Origin of the sequence: Lysobacter terrestris (genome assembly GCF_014489475.1) — a bacterium.
GTDB classification, from domain to species: Bacteria; Pseudomonadota; Gammaproteobacteria; order Xanthomonadales; family Xanthomonadaceae; genus Agrilutibacter; species Agrilutibacter terrestris.
In genome coordinates, this window is the sequence record NZ_CP060820.1 from 392,983 (window position 1) to 413,964 (window position 20,982).

The following is a 20,982-nucleotide window of genomic DNA, read 5'->3' on the forward strand; positions in this document are numbered from 1 at the left end:
CGTCGGACAGCCCTTCCGGGCAAAAGTTCATTCATGTGGATCTTCATGGGGTCGCAGACCATACGCTGCAAGCGCCAGCCGTCATGGTTCGACCATACGGTTTGACGGGGCGGAAACAAGCTCTGGATCATAGGCCGCATCAACCGGTCGCGAAGGCCGGCCCGCTCCGGTGCCCAGCACCGCCCCACCGATTCGTAAGGATGGTCCCGCATGATCGCTGGCCTTGATGGTCTTCGCTTGCAGCACTGGAAACTGGAACAGCGCGACGACGGCGTCGTGGTGCTGTCGTTCGACCGCGCGGGCACGTCGGTGAACACGTTCGCGCAGGAAGTGCTGATCGAACTCGACGGCCTGCTCGAACGCCTGGTGCTGGACCCGCCCAAGGGCCTGGTGATCCGCTCGGCCAAGACCAGCGGCTTCATCGCCGGCGCCGACATCCGCGAATTCGCCGAGTTCGACGCCCGTGGCAACGTCAACGACGCGATCCGCCGCGGCCAGCAGGTGTTCCAGCGCATCGCCGAACTGCCCTTCCGCACCGTCGCCGCGATCCACGGCTTCTGCATGGGCGGCGGCACCGAACTGTCCCTGGCCTGCAGTTATCGCGTCGCCAGCAGCGACGCCTCCACCCGCATCGGCCTGCCGGAAGTGAAGCTGGGCATCTTCCCGGGCTGGGGCGGCAGCGTGCGCCTGCCACGCCTGGTCGGCGCGCCCGCGGCGTTCGACATGATGCTGACCGGCCGCTCGCTGTCGGCGTCGGCCGCGCGCGCGATCGGCCTGGTCGACCGGGTCGTCGATCCCGCCTCGCTCGTCGAGGAAGCCGCGAAGCTGGCGCTGCGCGGCACGCAACGTCCGTTCAAGCAGCGCTTCATGGCATGGGCGACCAACACCTGGCCCGCGCGCCAGCTGCTGGCACCGATGCTGGTCAAGCAGGTCGCGCGCAAGGCGCGCAAGGACCATTACCCGGCGCCGTACGCCCTGATCGCCAGCTGGCAGCGCGCCAGTGGCGGCATGCAGTCGCTGCTGGCGTCCGAACGCAAGGCCGTGGTGAAGCTGTCGTCCACGCCGACCGCACGCAACCTGATCCGCGTGTTCTTCCTGCAGGAACGACTGAAGTCGGCAGGCGGCAAGGACCACGGCATCAAGCACGTGCACGTGGTCGGCGCAGGCGTGATGGGCGGCGACATCGCCGCGTGGTCGGCCTATCGCGGCTTCGAGGTAACGCTCAGCGATCGCGAGCAGCGCTTCATCGATACGGCGCTCACCCGCTCCGCCGAACTGTTCAACAAGAAGGTGAAGGACGAAGGCAAGCGTGCCGCCGTTGCCGCGCGCCTCAAGGGCGACCTCAGTGGCGACGGCGCGGCGCAGGCCGACCTGGTGATCGAAGCGATCATCGAGAAGCCGGAAGCCAAGCGCGAGCTCTATGCGGCGGTGGAACCGCGCATGAAGCCCGGCGCGTTGCTGACCACCAACACCTCGTCGATCCCGCTGACCGAACTGCGCGAACACATCGCGCGCCCGGCGCAGTTCGCCGGCCTGCACTACTTCAATCCGGTGGCGCTGATGCCGCTGGTGGAGATCATCCACCACGACGCGATGGCACCCGAAACCGGCCAGCGCCTGGCCGCGTTCTGCAAGGCGATCGACAAGCTGCCGGTGCCGGTCGCGGGCACGCCGGGCTTCCTCGTCAACCGCGTGCTGTTCCCCTACATGCTCGAAGCAGCGACCGCGTTCGCCGAGGGCATCCCGGGCGCGGCGATCGACAAGGCCGCGGTGAAGTTCGGCATGCCGATGGGACCGATCGAACTGATCGACACCGTGGGCCTCGACGTCGCCGCCGGCGTGGGCGCCGAACTCGCGCCGTTCCTCGGCCTGCCGATTCCGGCCGCGCTGTCGGCGCCACCGGAAGCCGGCAAGCGCGGCAAGAAGGACGGCCAGGGCCTCTACAAGTGGGTCGAGGGTCGCGCGCAGAAGCCGGAACTGCCCAAGGACTACAAGGCCCCGGACGATCTCGAGGACCGCCTGATCCTGCCCCTGCTCAACGAAGCGGTGGCGTGCCTGCACGATGGCGTGGTGACCGATGCCGACCTGCTCGATGCCGGCGTGATCTTCGGCACCGGGTTCGCGCCGTTCCGCGGCGGCCCGATCCAGTACATCCGCGAAGCCGGCGCTGGCGCGCTGCTGGAACGGCTCAAGGCGCTGCAGGCGAAGTACGGTGACCGGTTCGCACCGCGCGAAGGCTGGACGAACCCCGCGCTGGCAAAGGCGGGCTGAAGCCGCTCGGACCGCGGCGGTCAGCAGCCCATCGGCACGAGCAGGTCGATGACGGTCAGCAGGCGCCACGCGCCTGCTTCGCGGTATTCGACACGCACCCGGATCAGGCTGATCGCGACATAGGACGGCGCTTCGCCGATACGCGGCGCCTGGGCGGCAAGATCCAGCCAACGCGCACGCGCCGCGGCGTCTGCTTCCCAGGTGATCGCGTTGTGCACCGCGGTGCGAAGTTCCCCACGCGTGGCCGGCGGAAAACAGGATTGGTCGCGCTCGTCGGGAAACGGCAGGCGGAATCCGCCCTCGCCATCGTCCGCGGCCGGATGCCAGTCGGAACGGCAATGCTTCCAGTCGATCAGGTCCACATGCGGCCCTTCGCCGCTGATCCCCGCGCTGGTTTCGAACTGCACGCTGACGCGGTAGTTGCCTGGCTTGTCGTCCGGCGCAATGAGCCGCAGCACGCGCCCGCCCGCGTCGTCGCCGAGATCGATCTGTGCTTGCAGATGGGCCGGCACGGGGCCTGGCTGGGCCCAGAGTTCCAGCAGCTCGCCGGTGGGCGGCAGCGGTTCCAGCACGATCGCCGGTGCGGGCGCGTTGCCGGCGGTCGCACCGCCACAAGCAAACATCAATCCGATTGCCAGCACCCAGGAATGCATCGACGCGTCCTGCGCCTTGCGCGCATTACATCGTGTACGTCGGCCGCTCCGCGGTGAGGGTGCCGGCCAGCAGGGCCTCGATCCGGCCCTTCACCGTCTCGCCTTCCACCGTGTCCGGGAACTGCACGCCGATGCCGGCGGGGCGATTGCCCTGCGCGCCCTGCGGCGTGACCCAGACGACCTTGCCGGCCACGGGCAGGCGCTCGTTGGATTCGGGCAGGGTCAGCAGCAGGAAGACCTCGTCGCCGAGGAAGTAGCGCTTGGTGGTGGTGACGAAAATGCCGCCGGATTTCAGGAAGGGCATGTACGCGCTGTACAACGCCGCCTTGTCCTTGATCGCGTGCGAGAGGATGCCCTGCCGCGCGCCGCCTGCTCCTGTCATGCCACTCATCCCCTGTTTCCTCCGGCCCTGGCGGCAGCTCCGCTCCCGCTCCAGGCAAGCAACAATTCGACCACGGCCAGGTCGGCCCGGACCGTAGTCCGCAACAGGTCCCGGACCTGGTTGGCCCGATCAAACCACTCGGCCAGACTGCGCGCTCGGGCGGGCTCGGTCAAGCGCCCGGCTTCGGCCAATGCGACATCCGCGGCGTGGCGCAAACGCAATCCGAGATCGTCGTCCGCGGCCCAGCGCTGGGCGGTTTCTGCCGCCGCGGCATCGCCCCGCGCCAGCTTGGCCAGGTCCGCGACCACTTCGCGGCGCAGCTGCAGGCCATTGCCCTGGAGCCATTCATGCGCGAGGCCCGGATGGCCACGTGCAGCCTCCAACGCCTCCTGCGCAGCGGCGTCCGCGTGGCCGCGGGCGCGCAGCCACGCCAGCGCCTCGTCGGCCGGCGGCAGCTGGAATTCGAGCTTCTGGCAGCGGCTGCGGATCGTCGCCGACAGGCGCGCGGGATGCGCAGTCAGCAACCACAGGTAGCGGCCGGACACCGGTTCCTCGAGCGTCTTCAGCAGCGCATTGCTGGCGGCGTGGTTGATCGCTTCGGCCGGGTCGATGATCGCGATCTGCGCCCCGCCGTACTGCGGGGTCAACGCCATGCGCTGGGACAGCTCGCGGATCTGCTCGATGACGATCTCGGTCCGCAGGCGCGTGCCTTCCTTGTTCGGGATGAACGAGAGGAACTGGTAGTCCGGGTGCGTGCCCGCCTCCAGCAGGTGGCAACCGCGGCAACGGCCGCAGGGTTCGCCATCGGGCAGGCGTTGTTCGCACAGCAGCCGCTGCGCCAGGCGCTGCGCCACGTCGCGCTTGCCCAGTTGCGCCGGACCGGCGAACAGCAGGGCGTGGCCGAGCCGGCCGGCATCCAGGGCCGCAGCCGCGCGGGTGTAGATGCGCTGCTGCCAGGGCGCGAAGTCGACGGGCATGCTCATGCGACCGCCAGCGCCTGCAGGTGGGCGACGGCTTCCGCGGCGACGGCGTCGACCGACTGCGTCGCATCGACGACGCGAATACGCCTGGGCTCCGCCGCGGCCCGGGCCAGGAAGCCCTCGCGTACGCGTTCGAAGAAATGGTCCTGCTCGCGCTCGATGCGATCCGGGCCGCTCCCGCCGGGAGCGAGGTCGCGTCCACGCGTGCGTTCGCGGCCGTGGGCGACGCCGATGTCCAGCAGCAGGGTCATGGCGGGCGTGATGCCGACCACGCGCTGCTCCAGGGCGGCGATGAACGCCGCGTCCATGCCGCGGCCCGCGCCCTGGTAGGCGTAGCTGGAATCGGTGAAGCGGTCGCTGATCACCCACGCACCGCGCTGCAACGCCGGCAGGATCACCTCGCGCACGTGTTGCGCGCGCGCGGCGAACATCAGCAGCAGTTCGGTTTCCGGCGCGGGCGGTTCGTGGTGCGTATCGAGCAGCAGGCCGCGGATCTGTTCGGCCAGCGGCGTGCCGCCGGGTTCGCGCGTGGACACCACTTCGTGGCCGCGCGCCAGCAGGAACCCGCGCAGCGCCGACAGCACCGTCGACTTGCCGGCGCCCTCGCCGCCCTCGAGCGTGACGAAGCGGGCGTGGGTCTGCAGCGTCATTGCTTCTGCTTCTCCGTCGCCGTGGTGGCGGCACCCTGCTGCGCGCGGTAGTTCTTCAGGTAGCGGCCGACGTTCGCCTGGTGTTCGGCATAGGTGCGCGCGAACAGGTGCCGCCCGCTGCCATCGCCGATGGCGACGAAGAACAGCGCATCGCCGGGCGCGGGGTTCACCACTGCCTCGAGGGCATCAACGCCCGGCATGGCGATGGGCGTAGGCGGCAGGCCGGCGCGGACATAGGTGTTGTACGGCGTATCCGTGCGCAGGTCGGCCTTGCGGATGTTGCCGCCGTAGCCCGAGCCCATGCCGTAAATGACCGTGGGATCGGTCTCCAGGCGCATGCCCAGTTTCAGGCGACGCTCGAACAGGCCGGCGATCTGCGGGCGTTCGGATGCGATGCCGGTTTCCTTTTCCACGATCGAGGCCAGCGTCAGCATTTCATCGGCCGTCTTCAGCACGCTGTCCTTGTGGCGCTGCGCCCATGCCGCCGCGAGCGCCTGTTCCATCGCGGCGTAGGCGCGCTGCAGGACGTCCCGGTCGCTGTCGCCCGCGGTGTAGAGGTAGGTCTCGGGCAGGAAGCGCCCTTCCGGGTGCTGGCCGACGTGGCCCAGCGCCTTCATGAGCGCCGCATCGTCGAGTTGCGTCGTTTCCTGTTTGAGCGCCGTGACCCGTGCGAGTGCGGCGCGCAGTTCGCGGATGTTCCAGCCTTCCACGATGGTGAAGCGCCGCTGGATCACCTTGCCGTCGCGCATCGCGACCAGCAGTTCGCGCGGCGTCGTCTTCGGATCGAGCGGGTATTCGCCGACCTGCAGTTTCCCGGCGGCCTGGATCTGCCGCGCGAGCACGCGCCATTGCAGCGATTCGCCCGTTTCGATGCCGGCGTCGCGCAGCTTGCGCAGCACGATCGGCAGCGAGTCACCCGGCTCGACGACCACCGAGGAATCGGCCGTGATTCCCGCCAGCGGGGTGTTGGCGAAGCCGGCATAACGTTGCCAGGCCCAGTAACCGGTGCCGGCGGCGATCAGAAGAAGCAGCAGGAAGAATCCGCCGAAGCGGCGCTGGGGCTTGCGACTCACGTCGTCTCCGATGGTCATGCGATGAAGGCGGGGTGGTTCGAGGCCAGCTGCGCGCGCAGCGCCGCGACCTGCGGGTGCGGCAGCCACTGGCGCGCGCCCAGCCTTGCCACGGGCAGGATACCCCGCACCGCATTGCACAGGAAAACGGCATCGGCGGTTTCGACGTCGGTCACATCGAGGCGGGTTTCCTCGGCATCGAGCGCCGCCTTGGCCCACGCCCGGCAGACCCCGGCGACGCCGCAACGATCGACCGTGGGCGTCGACCAGCGACCGTTCTTCAGGACGAAGAGGTTGGCCGCGGTGGCGCAGACCACGTCGCCCTCGGTGCTGCACATCAAGCCGTCGAAGGCGTCGCGGTCCGCGGCCGCCGGGTCGTTCCATTCGGCGCGTGCCAGCACCTGCTCGAGCCGGTTGCAATGCTTGATGCCGGCGAGCGCGGGTTGCAGCGCGAGCCGGGTCGCACACCAGCGCAGGGCGATCCCGGCTGCTGGTGGCGTCGGCGGCAGCGGGTGGCGCGACAGCACCGAGGTCGGCGTCGCGGTGAGTTCCGGTGCGTAACCGCGACCGTCGCTGCCGCGGGTGACGATCAGTTTCAGTACAGCATCGTCACCGGCCAGCAGCGCCGCTGCCTCGGCACGCAACAAGCCGATGTCCGGGAGGACCATGCCGAGGCGACGCACACCCGCCTGTAAGCGCTCACAGTGCGCATCCCACCACGGCACCTCGCCGCGTGCGGCGCGCATTGTTTCGAACAGGCCATCGCCGTAGGCCAGGCCGCGGTCGTCGGGCGCGACCGCTTCGATGCGTGTACTGCCGGAGAAGACGCGCACCGTCACCCCTCGGCCCCCAGCGCGCGCAGCATGCCGCGCGCCTTGGCACGGGTTTCTTCCAGCTCGCGCTGCGGATCGGAGTCGGCCACGATGCCCGCGCCGGTGCGGAAACGCAGCGTGTCGCCCTCGACTTCCGCGCTGCGGATCAGGATGTTGAAGTCCATGTCGCCGTCGCGGTTCAACCAGCCGATGGCGCCCGTGTACGCGCCGCGGCCGACGCCTTCGAGCTCGGCGATGATCTGCATGCAGCGCACCTTCGGGCAGCCGGTGATCGTGCCGCCGGGGAAAACGGCGCGGATCACTTCGCCCGGCGTCACCCCCGCACGCAGCCGGCCACGCACGTTGCTGACGATGTGGTGCACGTGCGCGTAGCTCTCCACTGTCATCAGCTCGTCGACCTCGACGCTGCCCGCCGCGCAGACGCGGCCGAGGTCGTTGCGTTCCAGGTCGATCAGCATCACGTGCTCCGCGCGCTCCTTCGGGTGGCCGACGAGCTCGCGGATGCGCGCGTCATCGTCGTCGCCGGCAAAACGCGCGCGCGTGCCGGCGATCGGCCGCGTTTCGACCAGGTCGCCGCGCACCGACACCAACCGCTCCGGCGAGGAACTCACCACCGCCCAGTCCGGCTGTGCGAACACGCCCGCGAACGGCGCCGGGTTGTTCTCGCGCAGGCGCTGGAACAGCGCGGCGGGATCCAATGTGTCTGTGAAGCGCGCGCTCCAGCCGCGCGACAGGTTGGCCTGGAACACGTCGCCGGCTGCCAGGTAGTCGAGGACGCGTCGCACGCCGTCGGTGTAGCGCTCCGGCGCATCCTCTTCGATCATTTCGGGCGGCTGCCAAGGCGGCAGTGGCGGCATGTCGTGCGCCGACGCGACATCCGCGACGATGGCATCGAGCATCGCCGCGAATGCGGGCTCGGCCACGACGACGCACTCGCCGGTGGCGTGGTCGCGCAGCACCGCGGCGGGGCAACGCAACGCCATCGCGGCCGGCACGCTCCCCGGCGCCTGCGGCAGTTGCAGCACCGGCTCGACCTGCGCAGCGAGTTCGTAGCCCAGCAGCAGCGCCCAGCCACCGCGGAACGGCCAGCGCGGCTCCTCGCGCGCGATCCGCTGCGCCTGCCATTCCGCATCGAGCGCGGCGAGGAAATCGCCCGCAACGGCCCTACCCTGCGCATCGCGCGTGATGCCGTCGCGATCGAGCTGCAGGCTGTCGCCGCTGGTCGCCAGCAACAGGTCCCAGCGCCCCTGTGCGGTGCCGTGCGCGCTGGATTCGAGCAGCAGCGGATAGCGCTGCGGCGCCAGCCGCTGCAGCGCCAGCAGGTCGATGGACCGGGAAAGGTTTCGGGTCAACAGCATGGAGGTATTAGACCGCGTTTGGTTGCAGCGTTGGCGCGCCGGCACCGGAAACAAAGATCCCCGCCGGAGCGGGGATCGGGACCTGCCGACAACGGCGAGCCTCAGAGGCGCTTGAACACCAGCGAGCCGTTGGTACCGCCGAAGCCGAAGCCGTTGGAGATCGCGACATCGACCTTCGCCTGGCGCGCCGTGTGCGGCACGTAGTCCAGGTCGCAGCCCTCGCCTGCTTCGTCCAGGTTGATCGTCGGCGGGACGATGCCGGTGTGCAGCGCCATCACGGTGAAGATCGCTTCCACGCCACCTGCGGCACCGAGCAGGTGGCCGGTCATCGACTTGGTCGAGGACACCATGGTCTTGTAGGCATGGTCGCCGAGCGCGCGCTTGATCGACAGCGTCTCGGCCAGGTCGCCCAGCGGCGTGGAGGTGCCGTGGGCGTTGAGGTAGCCGATCTGGTCCGGGCTCACGCCCGCGTCCTTCATCGCCGCGACCATGCAGCGCGCGGGGCCTTCGCCGTTCTCGCTCGGTGCGGTCATGTGGAAGGCGTCGGAAGACGCACCGAAGCCGGCCAGCTCGCAATAGATGCGCGCACCGCGGGCCTTGGCGTGTTCGTATTCCTCGAGGATCAGGATGCCGGCGCCATCGCCGAGGACGAAGCCGTCGCGCTCCTTGTCCCACGGGCGCGAGGCCTTGGTCGGATCGTCGTTGCGCGTGGACATCGCCTTCATCGAGCAGAAACCGCCGACCGAGGTCGGCGAGGAGCCGCGCTCGGCGCCGCCGGCGATCATCACGTCGGCGTCGCCGTACTGGATCATGCGCATCGCCATGCCGATCGAATGGTTCGACGTGGCGCAGGCCGAGACGGCGGAGAAATTCGGGCCCTTGGCACCGGTGAGCAGCGACACCTGGCCGGGCAGCATGTTGATGATGGTGCTGGGCACGTAGAACGGCGAGATCTTGCGCGCGCCGCCCTCGTGGTACTTGATGGTCTGCTCCTCGATGCCGAGCAGGCCGCCGATGCCGGAGCCGATCAGGGCGCCCGTGCGTTCGGCATTGGAATCGTCGATCGTGTAGCCCGCATCCTCCAGCGCCATCAGCGAAGCGGCGACGCCGTAATGGATGAACTCATCCATCTTCCTGGCGTCCTTCGGATTGACCCACTTGGTGACGTCGAAGTCCTTCACCATGCCGCCGATGCGGGTGGTGAATGCAGACGGATCGAAATGGGTGATCGGACCGATGCCGGAACGGCCGTTGACGATGCCGTCCCAAGTAGTCGCCAGGTCGTTGCCCAGCGGCGAGACGGTACCCATACCGGTGATCACGACACGCCTGTTAAAAGCCGGCCTATTCGACATGAAACACTCCGAACGCTGCGCCGGTGCTACCGGCAGGATTGCGGTTGAAACGCCACGGTATGGAGGCCGTGGCTCAAAAACACGGGGCCGCAAAGCGCGGCCCCGGTCTGGTTTTGCGGTTCGCCATCAGCGACGGAGGCGGATGGCCAACCCGGAGCCGGCAATGCCCGGCTCCGCGATACATCAGGCCTTGACGTGCGCCTTGATGTAGTCGATGGCCTGCTGCACCGAGGTGATCTTCTCGGCTTCCTCGTCCGGGATTTCGCACTCGAACTCTTCTTCGAGGGCCATCACCAGCTCGACGGTGTCGAGCGAGTCCGCGCCGAGGTCGTCGACGAACGAAGCGTTGTTGGTGACTTCATCTTCCTTCACGCCGAGTTGTTCGACGACGATCTTCTTGACGCGCTCTTCGATGCTGCTCATTGGGTCTCACTCCTCCCGGGATCGGGAATTCGATGGAATAGTCTAAATGAATCACGGGTGTTCGCGAAAGTCGCGAAACCCCTTTCGCTTCAACCGGTTACGGATAAATGGGCAACCGGTCGAAGGCAATCTCAAGGCATGTACATGCCGCCGTTGACGTGCAGGGTCTCGCCCGTGATGTACGCGGCCGCAGGCCCGGCGAGGAAGGCTACCGCACGGGCGATGTCGGCGGGTTCACCGAGGCGGCCCAGCGCGATCTGGTTCATCAACGCCTGCTTGGCATCTTCGGGCAGGTCCTTGGTCATGTCGGTGGCGATGTAGCCCGGCGCCACGACATTCACGGTGACGCCGCGCGAGCCGATTTCCTTCGCCAACGACTTGCTGAAGGCGATGATGCCGGCCTTCGCCGCCGCGTAGTTGGTCTGGCCCGCGTTGCCGGTGACGCCGACGACCGAGGCGATGTTGATGATGCGGCCCTTGCGCGCTTTCATCATCGCGCGCATCACCGCTTTCGAGGTGCGGTAGACGCTGGTGAGGTTGGTGTCGAGGATGGCCTGCCAGTCCTCGTCCTTCATCCGCATCAGCAGGTTGTCGCGGGTGATGCCGGCGTTGTTGACCAGGATCGAGACCGCGCCGATGTCCTTGGCGATGCCGTCGATCAGGGTGTCGATCGACGCGGCCTCGCTCACGTTCAGCACGCGGCCGTGGCCGCCGTGCGCGGCGAGGCGATCGGCAATGGCCTTCGCGCCGGCTTCCGAGGTCGCCGTGCCGATGACCGTCGCGCCCTGCGCGGCGAGTTCGTCGGCGATCGCGGCACCGATGCCGCGGCTGGCGCCGGTGACGAGCGCGACTTCACCAGTCAGGGGGAGATTGCTCATGCCTTCCACTCCGCGAGGGCCGATTCGAATTCTGCAGTGGTGCCGATCGCACGGGCGTCGATCGACTTGTCGATGCGCTTGGTCAAGCCGGCGAGCACCTTGCCGGGGCCGCATTCGGCGATGCGGACGATGCCACGCGAAGCGAGCGCCTGCACGCAACCGGTCCACTGCACCGGCAGGTACAGCTGGCGCACGAGCGCGCCGCGGATCGATTCGATGCCCTGGTGCACTTCGGCGTCGACGTTCTGCACGACCGGAAGCGCGGGTTCGCGCCACTGCAGGTCGTTCATCGCTTCGGCCAGGCGGTTGGCGGCTTCGCGCATCAACGGCGTGTGCGACGGGACGCTCACCGCGAGCTTCACGGCCTTGCGCACGCCGCGCTCGCCCAGCATCGCCAGCGCCTTGTCGACCGCCGCGGCGTGGCCGCCGATGACGATCTGGCCGGGCGAATTGAAGTTGGCGGGCACGACGATCTCTTCGGTCGATGCGGCCTTGCACACTTCCAGCACGAGTTCGTCTTCGGCGCCGAGTACGGCCGCCATCGCGCCGGTGCCTGCCGGCGCGGCATCCTGCATCAGCTGCCCGCGCAGGCGCACCAGGCGCGCGCCATCGTGCAGCGACAAGGCGCCGGCAGCGACGAGCGCGCTGTATTCGCCCAGGCTGTGGCCCGCCAGCACGGACGGCTGCGCGCCGTCCTGCTGCTGCCATGCGCGCCACACCGCCACGCCGGCGGCCAGCAGGGCCGGCTGGGTGAACTCGGTGCGGTTGAGCTGTTCCTCGGGGCCATCCTGGGACAGCGTCCACAGGTCGACGCCGGCGCCTTCGCTGGCTTCGGCGAAGGCCTCGCGGATCACCGCGTGCGCGCCGGCGAGGTCGCCGAGCATGCCCAGCGACTGCGACCCCTGGCCGGGGAAAACGAATGCAAGTTGCACAGAAGGCTCCGTCACGGCGGTTCCCTTCAAAAAAGAGGCGGCATGATACGGGCGAACCTGATCATCCGTCTGTACCAGTGCGTATGCAGCAACGGGGCCGTGGCAGTCGACGCCGCGGCCGACACTCAATAGCGCAACAGCGCCGAGCCCCAGGTGAAGCCGCCACCGAAGGCTTCCAGCAGCAGCAGCTGGCCACGCTGGACCTTGCCGGAGCGCACCGCGGTGTCGAGCGCGAGCGGCACGGAACCGGACGAGGTGTTGCCGTGCTTGTCGACCGTGACGACCACGCGCTCCATCGGCATGTCCAGGCGCTTGGCCGTGGCTTCGATGATGCGCAGGTTGGCCTGGTGCGGGATCAGCCAGTCGATGTCGTGGCGATCCAGGCCATTGGCCTCGAGCGTTTCCTCGACGACCGAATCCAGCGCCTTCACGGCGTGCTTGAACACGTCGTTGCCGCTCATGTGGATGCGCACGCCGGCGTTGTCCTCGCCCGGCTTGAAGCCGACCGACACGCCGACCGGGTTCCAAAGCAATTCCTTCTTGCCGCCATCGGCATGCATGTGCGTGCTGAGGATGCCGGTTTCGGTGTCGGCCTTGAGTACGACCGCGCCGGCACCGTCGCCGAACAGCACGCAGGTCGTGCGATCGCTCCAGTCGACCATGCGGGTCAGGGTTTCCGAACCGATGACCAGCGCGGTCTTCGCGGCGCCGGAACGGATGAACTTGTCGGCGACGGTGAGCGCGTAGACGAAGCCCGAGCATGCCGCATTGACGTCGAAGGCCGGGCAGCCGTCGGCACCGAGGCGGTGCTGGATCAGGCACGCGGTGGAGGGAAAAATCAGGTCCGGCGTGGTGGTGCCCACCACGATCAGGTCGAGTTCCTTGGCATCCACGCCGGCCGCTTCAAGCGCGCGCATGGCGGCGTGGTAGCCCAGGTCGCTGGTGGTCTGGCCTTCCGCGGCGATATGGCGCTGGCGGATGCCGGTACGGGCCGCGATCCATTCGTCGCTGGTGTCGACGATCTTGGACAGCTCCTCGTTGGTGAGCACCTTCTCCGGCAGGTAGCTGCCGGTTCCTGCGATACGCGCGAACACTTGCTGGGTCATGCCTTTCTCATCGTGGGGGCGGCGACGGCAGCGATGCTGCCCGTATAGGCCGGCGGAAGCTGGACGCCCGGGACCCGGGCGGCAAAGGCTGAATGCTACTCGCTTGGGCGGCCGTTGGCGCAGCGCACAAACGCACACGGGCGCACGAAGCGCCCGGGATCAGACAGGAATCTCACAAACGCGAACGGGCGCGTTAAGCGCCCGCTTCGCCGCCGACGTTGTACGGCCGCATGGCGGCCGTTCCAACGGCGGCAATTATTCCGGCGCGCAAGTCGCCGGAATAATCATTCTTCGTCGGCGACCTTCGACTGGGTGTCGATGACCTTCTTGCCGCGGTAGTAGCCGTCGGCGGTCACGTGGTGGCGCAGGTGGGTCTCGCCCGTGGTCGGGTCGGTCGCCAGCTGCTTGGCCGACAGCGCATCGTGCGAACGGCGCATGCCACGCTTGGACGGGGTGACGCGGGACTTCTGAACTGCCATGGTCTTGCTCCAGAAAAATTCGCCAGTTAAAGCGAGTTATTTGTTCGGTTTCGACTTCAATGCCGACAGCGCGGCAAACGGATTCGCGCGCTCTTGTTCTTCCTGCGTGGCGGGCCAGTCGCGCTCTACCGCCTCGCTGCCGGGGTTCACCGGCACCACCGGCACGGCGAGGATGAGCTCATCCTCCACCAGCTCGGCCGGCCGCAGCTCGCCATTTTCGGGCACAAGCAGCGGTTCGTAACCCGGCGGCAGCGCAGCCTCGTCCGCTTCGTCGCGGATGAGACCGAGCCGCTGCACGATCTTCACCGGCAGGAGGAACCGCTCCAGGCTGCGCTGGCACTCCAGCGGCAACTCCGTTTCGATGCGCAGCTCGACGTAAGGCACCTGCAGCGAATCGCGATCGAAATCGAGCGCGAAACGGACGTCACCTCGGGTATCGAGCAGGCTGTCCTCCAGCCGTGTCAGCGCCGACAACGGCAGGCGGCCTTCGACCCCGCGCCGCGCCGCCACCATCCGCCAGGCGTCCAGAAGCTCGGGGACCCGTTCGTATGGCGTGCCAGCTGACATAAGACGCGGGATGTTAGAGGTCGCGGCACCCCCGTGTCAAACCGCAAGTCCTTGTGGCGGCGGGCTTTTGCGGTGCCGGTGGGGGCGATTGTGCAAACCGGGGCCCTCGGTTCAGACTGCAGCCCCTTATTGGCTGCCGGCACCGTGACCCTGACCGTACTGATCTGGACCGTGGCTGCGGCGGGTGTGGCGATCGTCCTGGCGGCGATATTGCGCCAACGGGGTCCGCGCCGCCGCGCCCGCGCCGTCCGCGACCTGCTGGACGCGGCCGATGCCCTCGAGGCACGCCTGCGCACCGCCCGGGCCGAGATCGCGGCGGTCGCCGGTGAACAGGGCCCCGACCCGGTCGGGGACGCGATGCGAGAGATGCTCCGCCAGCGCCTCTGGCTGCGCGATCACGGCCGCGAAGCCAGCCTGGGGCAACTGGCGGACGTGCGCGTCTCGATCGACGCCGCCCGCAGCCGCATCGATGCCCAGCTGACCGAGATTGCCCGCGCCCGGGCGCCGCAAAGCTGACCCGGATGCCCCGCCTCATCCTCGCCTCCACCTCGGCCTACCGCCGCGAACTGCTCGCGCGGCTGCGACTGCCGTTCGACGTCGCCCGTCCGGAAGTCGACGAAACACCGCTGCCCGGGGAGTGGCCGACCTATCTCGCCGAGCGCCTGGCGGTTTCCAAGGCCCGCGTGATTGCCGAACGCGAATTGGGCGCCTTCGTCATCGGCTCCGACCAAGTGGCCGAACTGGGCGACCGCGCGCTGGGCAAGCCGGGCAGTCGCGACGGCGCGATCGCGCAACTGGGGGCCATGTCGGGCCGCGAAGTGCGCTTCCGCACCGCGGTCTGCGTGCAGCGCCATGGCGACGCGCCGCGCATCGCCATGGACACCACCACCGTGCGTTTTCGTCCACTTGCGCTGGCGGAGATCGAGCGCTACGTGGACGCGGAACAGCCGCTGGACTGCGCGGGCAGCTTCAAGTCCGAAGGGCTGGGCATCACCCTGTTCGAGGCGATCGATTCGAGCGATCCCACCGCGCTGGTCGGCCTGCCGCTGATCGCCACCGCACGCCTGCTGCGCGAAGCGGGATTCGTGCTGCCCTAGCGGCTGGCCTAACGAACCTCGATCGGCTGTTCCGCCCAGTCCTCGACGCTTCCGTCGCGGCCGTGCAGCCGCAGCCCCAGCCAATGACGCCCCGGAACGAAGGCACGGTCGGTGCCCAGATCCACCCGTGCGGCGAAACCGACATCCGGATGCCGTGGATCGTTGCTCTCGGGCCAGTTGCCCTGCAGCCCTTCGTACGGCAGGCCGTAGTCCGCTTCGGCGACGCGGCGGCCGTCGAGCAGCACTTCGACCCGCGCAAGCCCGACGCCGTCCTTGAACGCCCAGCCGCGCAGGTCGAACCTGCGATCGACGACGGCACCGCCCGCCGGCGCATCGATCCACACCATCGCCGGCGTGGTGCAAGGGCCGGTGCGCGGGGCCTGCAACGCGAACAGCGCGAAACGTTGCCGGCCGTGATCGACGTTCAACACCTGCGGCGGCGGTAGCGGGCCCACCATCTCGCACAACGCGTGGTAACGGCGCAGCAGATCCTTGTAGGGCACTTCGGAAATGCCCACGACCAGCAGCATCGGCGCCTTCGACCAGTCCGCCTTGCCCTGGTGTTCGAGCCCCCACAGCCGCAGCTGCGGCGCGCGGCCGTGCTTGTGGTTGATCGGGTGGTCCAGCACCGCGATGTCCGGGTCGCCCAGCGCGAAGCCGAGCTCGGAGCCGACCTTGAAGCTGTCGGCGAGGACACGCGTTCCCGCGGGCATGCCTTCGAGACGATCACGCACCACGACAGCGAGTTCGTCCCAGCCGGCGAAGTTGTAGGGATAGAACTTCTCCGCCGCCACCCGCGCCCGCACCTGCGGGATCGACACGGCGGCATAGAAGGACAGCATGACGGCAAGGCCGAGGCCGGCCACGGCCCACGTCGCGACCTGCAACCAGCGCGGCCAGCGCGCCAGCAGCAGAGGCACCAGCGGCAGCAACGCCAGGTAGCCCGGCAACGGCCAATGGAAACTGACCCGCTCGGTATCGGCGAAGAAGCCGAGGACGAAGAAGCCCGCCACCACCAGCAGGCCGAGGTAGGCGAAGTAGCGCGCCGCCGGCAACGCCATCCGCTGCCCGCGCCACCCGGCCAGCAGCAACGCGACGAACAGCAGCGGCGTCACCAACAATGCCTGCACCGCGACGAACAGGATGCCGTCGCCGTGGAAGGCCCACGGATGCCGCTCCACCAGCTGGAAACGCAGTCCCGCATCGGCGTTGTCGAGGTTCCATGCCAGCAGCGGCGTCCAGGCCAACGCGCCCAAGGCGATCGCGGTCCACACGCGCACGTCGCGCAGCGCGCGCCGTCCGTCCGGCAACAGCAGCAGCGCGACGAAACCGACACCGACCACGGCGATGAAGCGGTAGTGGCTCAACGCACCCAGGACGAGCCCGAGCGCGAGTTCCAGCGCGGCGGCGGCGCTGATTTCGCGCAGCAGCCGCGCGCCGGCATCCACGCACAGCAAGGTGGCCAGCGCCATCATCGCATCGGGCAGGGCCAACAGCCCCAGCGTGCCGGAAAGCGGCAGCAGCACCGCGAAACAACCGGCCTGCCAACCGGCGCGCGCGCCGAATTCCCGCGTTGCGATGCGCACCACCAGCAATGGCACCAGCGCCGCGACGCACAGGAACGGCGTGCGCAAGGCGAAGGCATGCTCGCCGCCCAGCGCCACGCCCAATCGCGCCAGCCATGCAGTCAGGCCGGGCAGGTCGGAATACGCGGCGGCGAGGTGGTGGCCTTCCTGCCAATAGAAGGCTTCGTCGACGAACAACGGCAGGCGCGCCGCCACCATGAGCTTGAGCAACAGGACGCCCGACCACAGCACCCAGAAGGCCGTTCGTATCGCGCCGGATTCCTGCCCGGGCTGCATCGCTTCACTGCGCATTGGAGAAGAACAACCCCGCTACACTGCCGACATCGACGAGGAGATTCGAAATGGTGGCCTCCCCAACCGCGGCGAACATGCTACCCGATGCCCTGCGCGCGACCCTCGAACGCGCCCAGTCGCAGGTCAATGCGCTGGTGCTGGGCAAGGCACACGAGGTGCGCCTGGCCTTCGTCGCGCTGCTGGCGGGCGGCCACCTGCTGATCGAAGACCTGCCCGGCCTGGGCAAGACCACGCTGGCGCGCGCACTGGCGACGACGCTCGGCCTCGACTTCCAGCGCGTGCAGTTCACCTCCGACCTGTTGCCGGCGGACGTGGTCGGCGTGTCGGTGTTCGATCCGCAGTCGCGCGGCTTCCAGTTCCATTCCGGCCCGGTGTTCACCCAGGTGCTGCTGGCGGATGAAATCAACCGCGCACCGCCGCGCACGCAGAGCGCATTGCTCGAAGCGATGGCCGAACACCAGGTCACCGTCGACGGCACCACGCACTCGTTGCCCGATCCGTTCTTCGTCATCGCCACGCAGAATCCGGTCGACCTCGCCGGCACCTATCCCCTGCCCGATTCGCAACTGGATCGCTTCCTGCTGCGCCTCGCGCTGGGATATCCCGGCGAAGCCGCCGAACGCGACCTGCTGGCCGGCGTCGACCGTCGCGACCTGATCGCACAGACCCTGCCGCTGCTCGGCACCGCGGACGTGCTCGCTGCCCGCCGCGCGGTGCAGGAGATCCACGCCAGCGATGCCCTGATCGGTTACGTGCAGGCCCTGCTCGCGCGCAGCCGCAAGCATCCCGGCGTGCGCGTGGGCCTGTCCCCGCGAGCCGGGCTGGCGCTGCTGCGCGCGGCGCGCGCGTATGCGCTGCTGCTCGGACGTGCGCATGTGTTGCCCGAAGACGTGCAGGCCTTGTTCGGCGCAGTCGCCGCGCATCGCCTCGTCGCCGACGCGCAGGCCGGCAGCGATGCGTCGCTCGCCAAGGCGATCCTGCATTCGGTGCCGGTGGACTGAGGCGACGGCCGAGCAGCCGACCCGGCCATGCCCAGTCCTTCCACCAACGGGGCGCCGTCCCCGAACGATGCGCCCGCCTCGCGTTGGCGCCGGCTGCGTGCCGCTGCCCTCAGCCTCACCCGGCCGCGCACGCCCGAGGCATTGCCCGTCACCATCGACCGCCGCCGGGTCTACGTGCTGCCCACGCGCTTCGGCCTGTTCTTCGCCGCGCTGCTGCTCGGCATGGGGGTGGGCGCGCTGAACTACAACAACAACCCGGCGCTGCTGCTGTGCCTGCTGCTCGGCGGCGCCGCCCAGGCCAGCCTGATCGCAGCCCAGCTGCAGCTGACCGGCATGTCGATCGTCGCCATCGACGCCGAGCCGGTAGCCGCCGGCCATCCCATCGCCCTGCGCCTGCACGCGCAGGCGGAGCCGAACCGCATCCGCCGCGGCGTGCGCGTCGACGACGACGACGTGCTGGCGACCAGCGTGCTCAACCTCGACCAGGGCCGCGGCGAAGCCGACGTGTTGCTGCCCACGCAGCAACGCGGCTGGCTCGCGGTGCCCAGACTGCGTTGCTACACCACGCGTCCACTGGGACTCGCCCGCGCCTGGACGTACGTGTGGAGCGACACACCGGTGCTGGTCTACGCCGCTCCCGAACCGAACGGCCCGCCGCTGCCCGGTGGTGTCGGCGAACAGGCGCAGACCCGCCTGCATGCCTCCGGCGACGACGTCCACCACCTGCGCAGCTATCGTCCCGGCGACGCGCGCCGCGCCATCGCCTGGAAACCCTCCGCGCGCCGCGACGCCCTGCTCGTCCGCGAATACGAGCAGCCGCTGGGCGCGGACGTGGTGCTCGACTGGAACCAGCTCCACGGGCTCACCTACGAGGCGCGGGTATCGCGACTGGCGCGCTGGGTGGACGAGGCCGAACGCGACGGGCGCCGCTATCGCCTGCACCTGCCCGGACAGCCCGACCTCGGCCCCGACCACGGCGCCGCGCATCGCCATGCCTGCCAGCGCGCACTCGCGCTGTTGCCCGCCGCCGGCGGAGGCGTGCGATGAGCGCGCTGGCCAACAGCGCGCCGGAGCTGGACATCAGCAGCCGGCGCTGGTCGCTGCTGGCGGCGTTGGCCTGCGTCGTGCCGCTGCTCCTGCAGCTTCCGCCGTCGCTGGGCCTGCCCATCGCGGCGGCCGGCGGCCTCACCACGTTGCTGGCCTGGCGCAAGCCGCTGCCGGCGCCGATACGGCTCGCGCTCACGCTGCTGGTGGTGGCGGCCGTGCTGGCGGTTTCGGGCGCGCGCCTGGGGCGCGACACCGGCTGCGCGCTGCTCGCGGCGATGCTCGCGATCAAGCCCGCGGAAACCGCGCGACTGCGCGACGCGCGCAGCCTCATCGGGTTCGCGCTGTTCGCGCCGTTCGCCACCTTCCTGCTCGACCAGGGGCCGTTGTCGCTGCTGCTCGGCCTGGCCTCCGCCTTCGGCGCGCTGGTGGCGTTGCAGCGGCTTTCGGACCTGGAATCGGGCGACGCGGCGTTCGCGGTGCCGCTGCGCACGCGCCTGCGCAGCGTGCTGCACCTGGTGCTGATCGGCCTGCCGGTGGCGCTCGCGGCGTTCTGGCTGTTTCCGCGCCTGGGCGCGCCGCTGTGGGGCATGCCCGAACGCGCGCTCGGCCGCACCGGCCTGTCCGACACGATGCGGCCCAACGACTGGATCGACCTGATGGCCGACGACACCCCGGCCTTGCGGGTGCGCTTCTTCGGCGCGCCGCCGGAGCCGGACCAGATGTACTGGCGCGGCCCGACCATGTGGCGCTTCGATGGCATGGAATGGACCCAGGCCGCCCTGCTGCAGGGACTGCCGGCGCCGGCAACCCAGCCCGCGCAACGCGGCTGGGATTACGAACTGGAAGTGGAGCCCACCGAGCGCACGCAGCTGGTGGCACTGGACCTGCCCGTGGCGGCGCCCACCGGCAGCACCCTCAGCGGCGACTACTCGCTGCGCGCCAACACGCCCCTGACCTCGTTGACGCGATGGCGGCTGCGCTCGGCCGCGCCGGCCCGCTACCAGCCGAAACTGCCGCTGCTGCTGCGGCAGCTGGCATTGCAGTTGCCGGAAGGTTTCAACCCGCGCACGCAGGCGCTGGCACGGCAATGGCGCACCGAAGCCGGCAAGGACGACGCGGCGATCGTGGCACGCGCGCTGCAATGGATCCGGCGCGACTTCGCCTACACCCTGGACACCCCGCCCTGGGGCCGCGACGCGGTGGACCAGTTCCTGTTCGATTCCCGGGAGGGCTTCTGCCAGCACTTCAGCGCCTCGTTCGTGGTGCTGATGCGGGGCGCCGGCATTCCCGCGCGCGTCGTCACCGGCTATGCCGGCGGCTACCGCAATCCCCTCGGCGATTACTGGATCGTGCTGCGCTCCGACGCGCACGCCTGGGCCGAAGTGTGGCTGGAAGGTCGCGGCTGGGTGCGCGTGGACCCGACCGCGGCGGTGGCACCGGAACGCATCTACGACACCATCGCCGACCGCTCGCCCGGCGCGTCGGGACTGCTGGGCGGACTCGGCGTTCCCACCTGGAACGTGAGCGACTGGCTGCGCCGCAACTGGAACGACCTGCTGCTCGGTTTCAATGCCGAGCGCCAGTCGCGCCTGCTGGCGCCGTTCGGGGTGGAAAAACTGCAGGGCCGGCAACTGGGCCTGCTGTTCGCGCTCGCCGCCGTCGCCGCCTTGCTGTGGATGGTCTGGCTCAGCGCCCGCGGCCAGCGCGAGGCCGACCCGGTGCTGCGGGCCTGGCACAGGCTGGCCGCGCGCTATCGCCGGCTCGGCCTGGAACGGGAGGCGCACGAGACCGCTTCCGAATGGACGGCCCGGGTAGCCCGCGCCCGTCCCGAACTCGCCGCGGACCTTCGGGAACTCAGCCAACGTTTCGCCAATTGGCGCTACGCTGCGCCTCAGCCCGGGATGCAAAATGGCCGCGACGCCACGGACCTGGTCCGCGCGCTGCGCCGCCACCGGCCGACATCCAAGCAGTTCTGACCCGCGCACGGACGAACGGGGCCCCGCGAGGGATCCGCCCAACG

Annotated in this window: 21 protein-coding genes; 6 read left to right on the forward strand and 15 right to left on the reverse strand. The window is 69.3% G+C overall.

Annotated elements, in window-relative coordinates:
* The first annotated feature begins 210 nt into the window (after positions 1–210).
* Positions 211–2,271, forward strand: coding sequence for a 3-hydroxyacyl-CoA dehydrogenase NAD-binding domain-containing protein (locus H8B22_RS01820; protein WP_187712445.1), 2,061 nt, complete (start codon positions 211–213; stop codon positions 2,269–2,271).
* A 20-nt stretch (positions 2,272–2,291) separates the two neighbouring features.
* Here H8B22_RS01820 and H8B22_RS01825 read toward each other — a convergent pair whose 3' ends face one another.
* The 14 genes from H8B22_RS01825 to H8B22_RS01890 all read right to left on the reverse strand — a co-directional run bounded on the left by H8B22_RS01825 (position 2,292) and on the right by H8B22_RS01890 (position 13,937).
* Positions 2,292–2,924: a hypothetical protein gene (locus H8B22_RS01825; RefSeq protein ID WP_187712446.1), complete on the reverse strand. Its 633-nt coding sequence runs from the start codon at positions 2,922–2,924 to the stop codon at positions 2,292–2,294.
* Positions 2,925–2,949: 25 nt separating this feature from the next.
* Positions 2,950–3,315 carry a PilZ domain-containing protein gene (locus H8B22_RS01830; protein ID WP_187712447.1) on the reverse strand — a complete coding sequence of 122 codons (366 nt, stop codon included), beginning with the start codon at positions 3,313–3,315 and terminating at the stop codon, positions 2,950–2,952.
* On the reverse strand, positions 3,312–4,283 hold the full coding sequence (locus H8B22_RS01835; RefSeq protein WP_187713485.1) for a DNA polymerase III subunit delta': 972 nt from the start codon (positions 4,281–4,283) through the stop codon (positions 3,312–3,314). The genes H8B22_RS01830 and H8B22_RS01835 overlap by 4 nt, the downstream gene beginning before the upstream one ends.
* 2 nt (positions 4,284–4,285) lie before the next feature.
* A complete protein-coding gene (tmk, locus tag H8B22_RS01840; RefSeq protein WP_187712448.1) occupies positions 4,286–4,936 on the reverse strand; it encodes a dTMP kinase in 651 nt (216 codons plus the stop codon).
* A complete protein-coding gene (mltG, locus tag H8B22_RS01845) occupies positions 4,933–6,009 on the reverse strand; it encodes an endolytic transglycosylase MltG (protein WP_407060820.1) in 1,077 nt (358 codons plus the stop codon). The genes tmk and mltG overlap by 4 nt, the downstream gene beginning before the upstream one ends.
* Before the next feature lie 14 nt (positions 6,010–6,023).
* A complete protein-coding gene (gene pabC, locus H8B22_RS01850; RefSeq protein WP_187712450.1) occupies positions 6,024–6,839 on the reverse strand; it encodes an aminodeoxychorismate lyase in 816 nt (271 codons plus the stop codon).
* 2 nt (positions 6,840–6,841) lie between these two features.
* Positions 6,842–8,197 carry an aminodeoxychorismate synthase component I gene (locus H8B22_RS01855; RefSeq protein WP_187712451.1) on the reverse strand — a complete coding sequence of 452 codons (1,356 nt, stop codon included), beginning with the start codon at positions 8,195–8,197 and terminating at the stop codon, positions 6,842–6,844.
* Between the two features lie 101 nt (positions 8,198–8,298).
* Complete coding sequence (gene fabF / locus H8B22_RS01860) at positions 8,299–9,552, reverse strand: beta-ketoacyl-ACP synthase II (RefSeq protein ID WP_187712452.1); 1,254 nt, start codon at positions 9,550–9,552, stop codon at positions 8,299–8,301.
* Between the two features lie 183 nt (positions 9,553–9,735).
* Entirely contained in the window at positions 9,736–9,975 is a 240-nt protein-coding gene (gene acpP / locus H8B22_RS01865) for an acyl carrier protein (RefSeq protein WP_187712453.1), read from the reverse strand.
* A gap of 131 nt (positions 9,976–10,106) precedes the next feature.
* Positions 10,107–10,853 (reverse strand): 3-oxoacyl-ACP reductase FabG, encoded by a 747-nt coding sequence (gene fabG, locus H8B22_RS01870; protein WP_187712454.1) that lies wholly within the window; start codon positions 10,851–10,853, stop codon positions 10,107–10,109.
* On the reverse strand, positions 10,850–11,785 hold the full coding sequence (fabD, locus tag H8B22_RS01875; protein ID WP_407060821.1) for an ACP S-malonyltransferase: 936 nt from the start codon (positions 11,783–11,785) through the stop codon (positions 10,850–10,852). Before fabD ends, fabG begins: the two co-directional genes overlap by 4 nt.
* 125 nt (positions 11,786–11,910) lie before the next feature.
* Positions 11,911–12,891 (reverse strand): beta-ketoacyl-ACP synthase III, encoded by a 981-nt coding sequence (locus H8B22_RS01880; protein WP_187712456.1) that lies wholly within the window; start codon positions 12,889–12,891, stop codon positions 11,911–11,913.
* 284 nt (positions 12,892–13,175) lie between these two features.
* Entirely contained in the window at positions 13,176–13,370 is a 195-nt protein-coding gene (gene rpmF, locus H8B22_RS01885; RefSeq protein WP_187712457.1) for a 50S ribosomal protein L32, read from the reverse strand.
* Positions 13,371–13,406: 36 nt separating this feature from the next.
* Positions 13,407–13,937: a YceD family protein gene (locus tag H8B22_RS01890; protein WP_187712458.1), complete on the reverse strand. Its 531-nt coding sequence runs from the start codon at positions 13,935–13,937 to the stop codon at positions 13,407–13,409.
* A 144-nt stretch (positions 13,938–14,081) separates the two neighbouring features.
* Between H8B22_RS01890 and H8B22_RS01895 the strand changes: the two genes are divergently transcribed.
* The gene (locus tag H8B22_RS01895) at positions 14,082–14,453 is read left to right on the forward strand and encodes a hypothetical protein (RefSeq protein WP_187712459.1); all 372 of its coding nucleotides are present in this window, start codon (positions 14,082–14,084) and stop codon (positions 14,451–14,453) included.
* 5 nt (positions 14,454–14,458) lie between these two features.
* Entirely contained in the window at positions 14,459–15,034 is a 576-nt protein-coding gene (locus H8B22_RS01900) for a Maf family protein (protein WP_187712460.1), read from the forward strand.
* 8 nt (positions 15,035–15,042) lie between these two features.
* On the opposite strand, the gene H8B22_RS01905 is transcribed toward H8B22_RS01900, so the two are convergent.
* Positions 15,043–16,896 carry a glycosyltransferase family 39 protein gene (locus tag H8B22_RS01905; RefSeq protein WP_187713486.1) on the reverse strand — a complete coding sequence of 618 codons (1,854 nt, stop codon included), beginning with the start codon at positions 16,894–16,896 and terminating at the stop codon, positions 15,043–15,045.
* Between the two features lie 65 nt (positions 16,897–16,961).
* Between H8B22_RS01905 and H8B22_RS01910 the strand changes: the two genes are divergently transcribed.
* The 3 genes from H8B22_RS01910 to H8B22_RS01920 are packed head-to-tail and all read left to right on the forward strand — an operon-like array spanning position 16,962 to position 20,938.
* Complete coding sequence (locus H8B22_RS01910) at positions 16,962–17,915, forward strand: AAA family ATPase (protein ID WP_225876251.1); 954 nt, start codon at positions 16,962–16,964, stop codon at positions 17,913–17,915.
* Positions 17,916–17,942: 27 nt separating this feature from the next.
* Complete coding sequence (locus tag H8B22_RS01915) at positions 17,943–18,962, forward strand: DUF58 domain-containing protein (protein WP_187712461.1); 1,020 nt, start codon at positions 17,943–17,945, stop codon at positions 18,960–18,962.
* Positions 18,959–20,938, forward strand: coding sequence for a transglutaminase TgpA family protein (locus tag H8B22_RS01920; protein ID WP_187712462.1), 1,980 nt, complete (start codon positions 18,959–18,961; stop codon positions 20,936–20,938). The genes H8B22_RS01915 and H8B22_RS01920 overlap by 4 nt, the downstream gene beginning before the upstream one ends.
* The last annotated feature ends 44 nt before the right edge of the window (positions 20,939–20,982 follow it).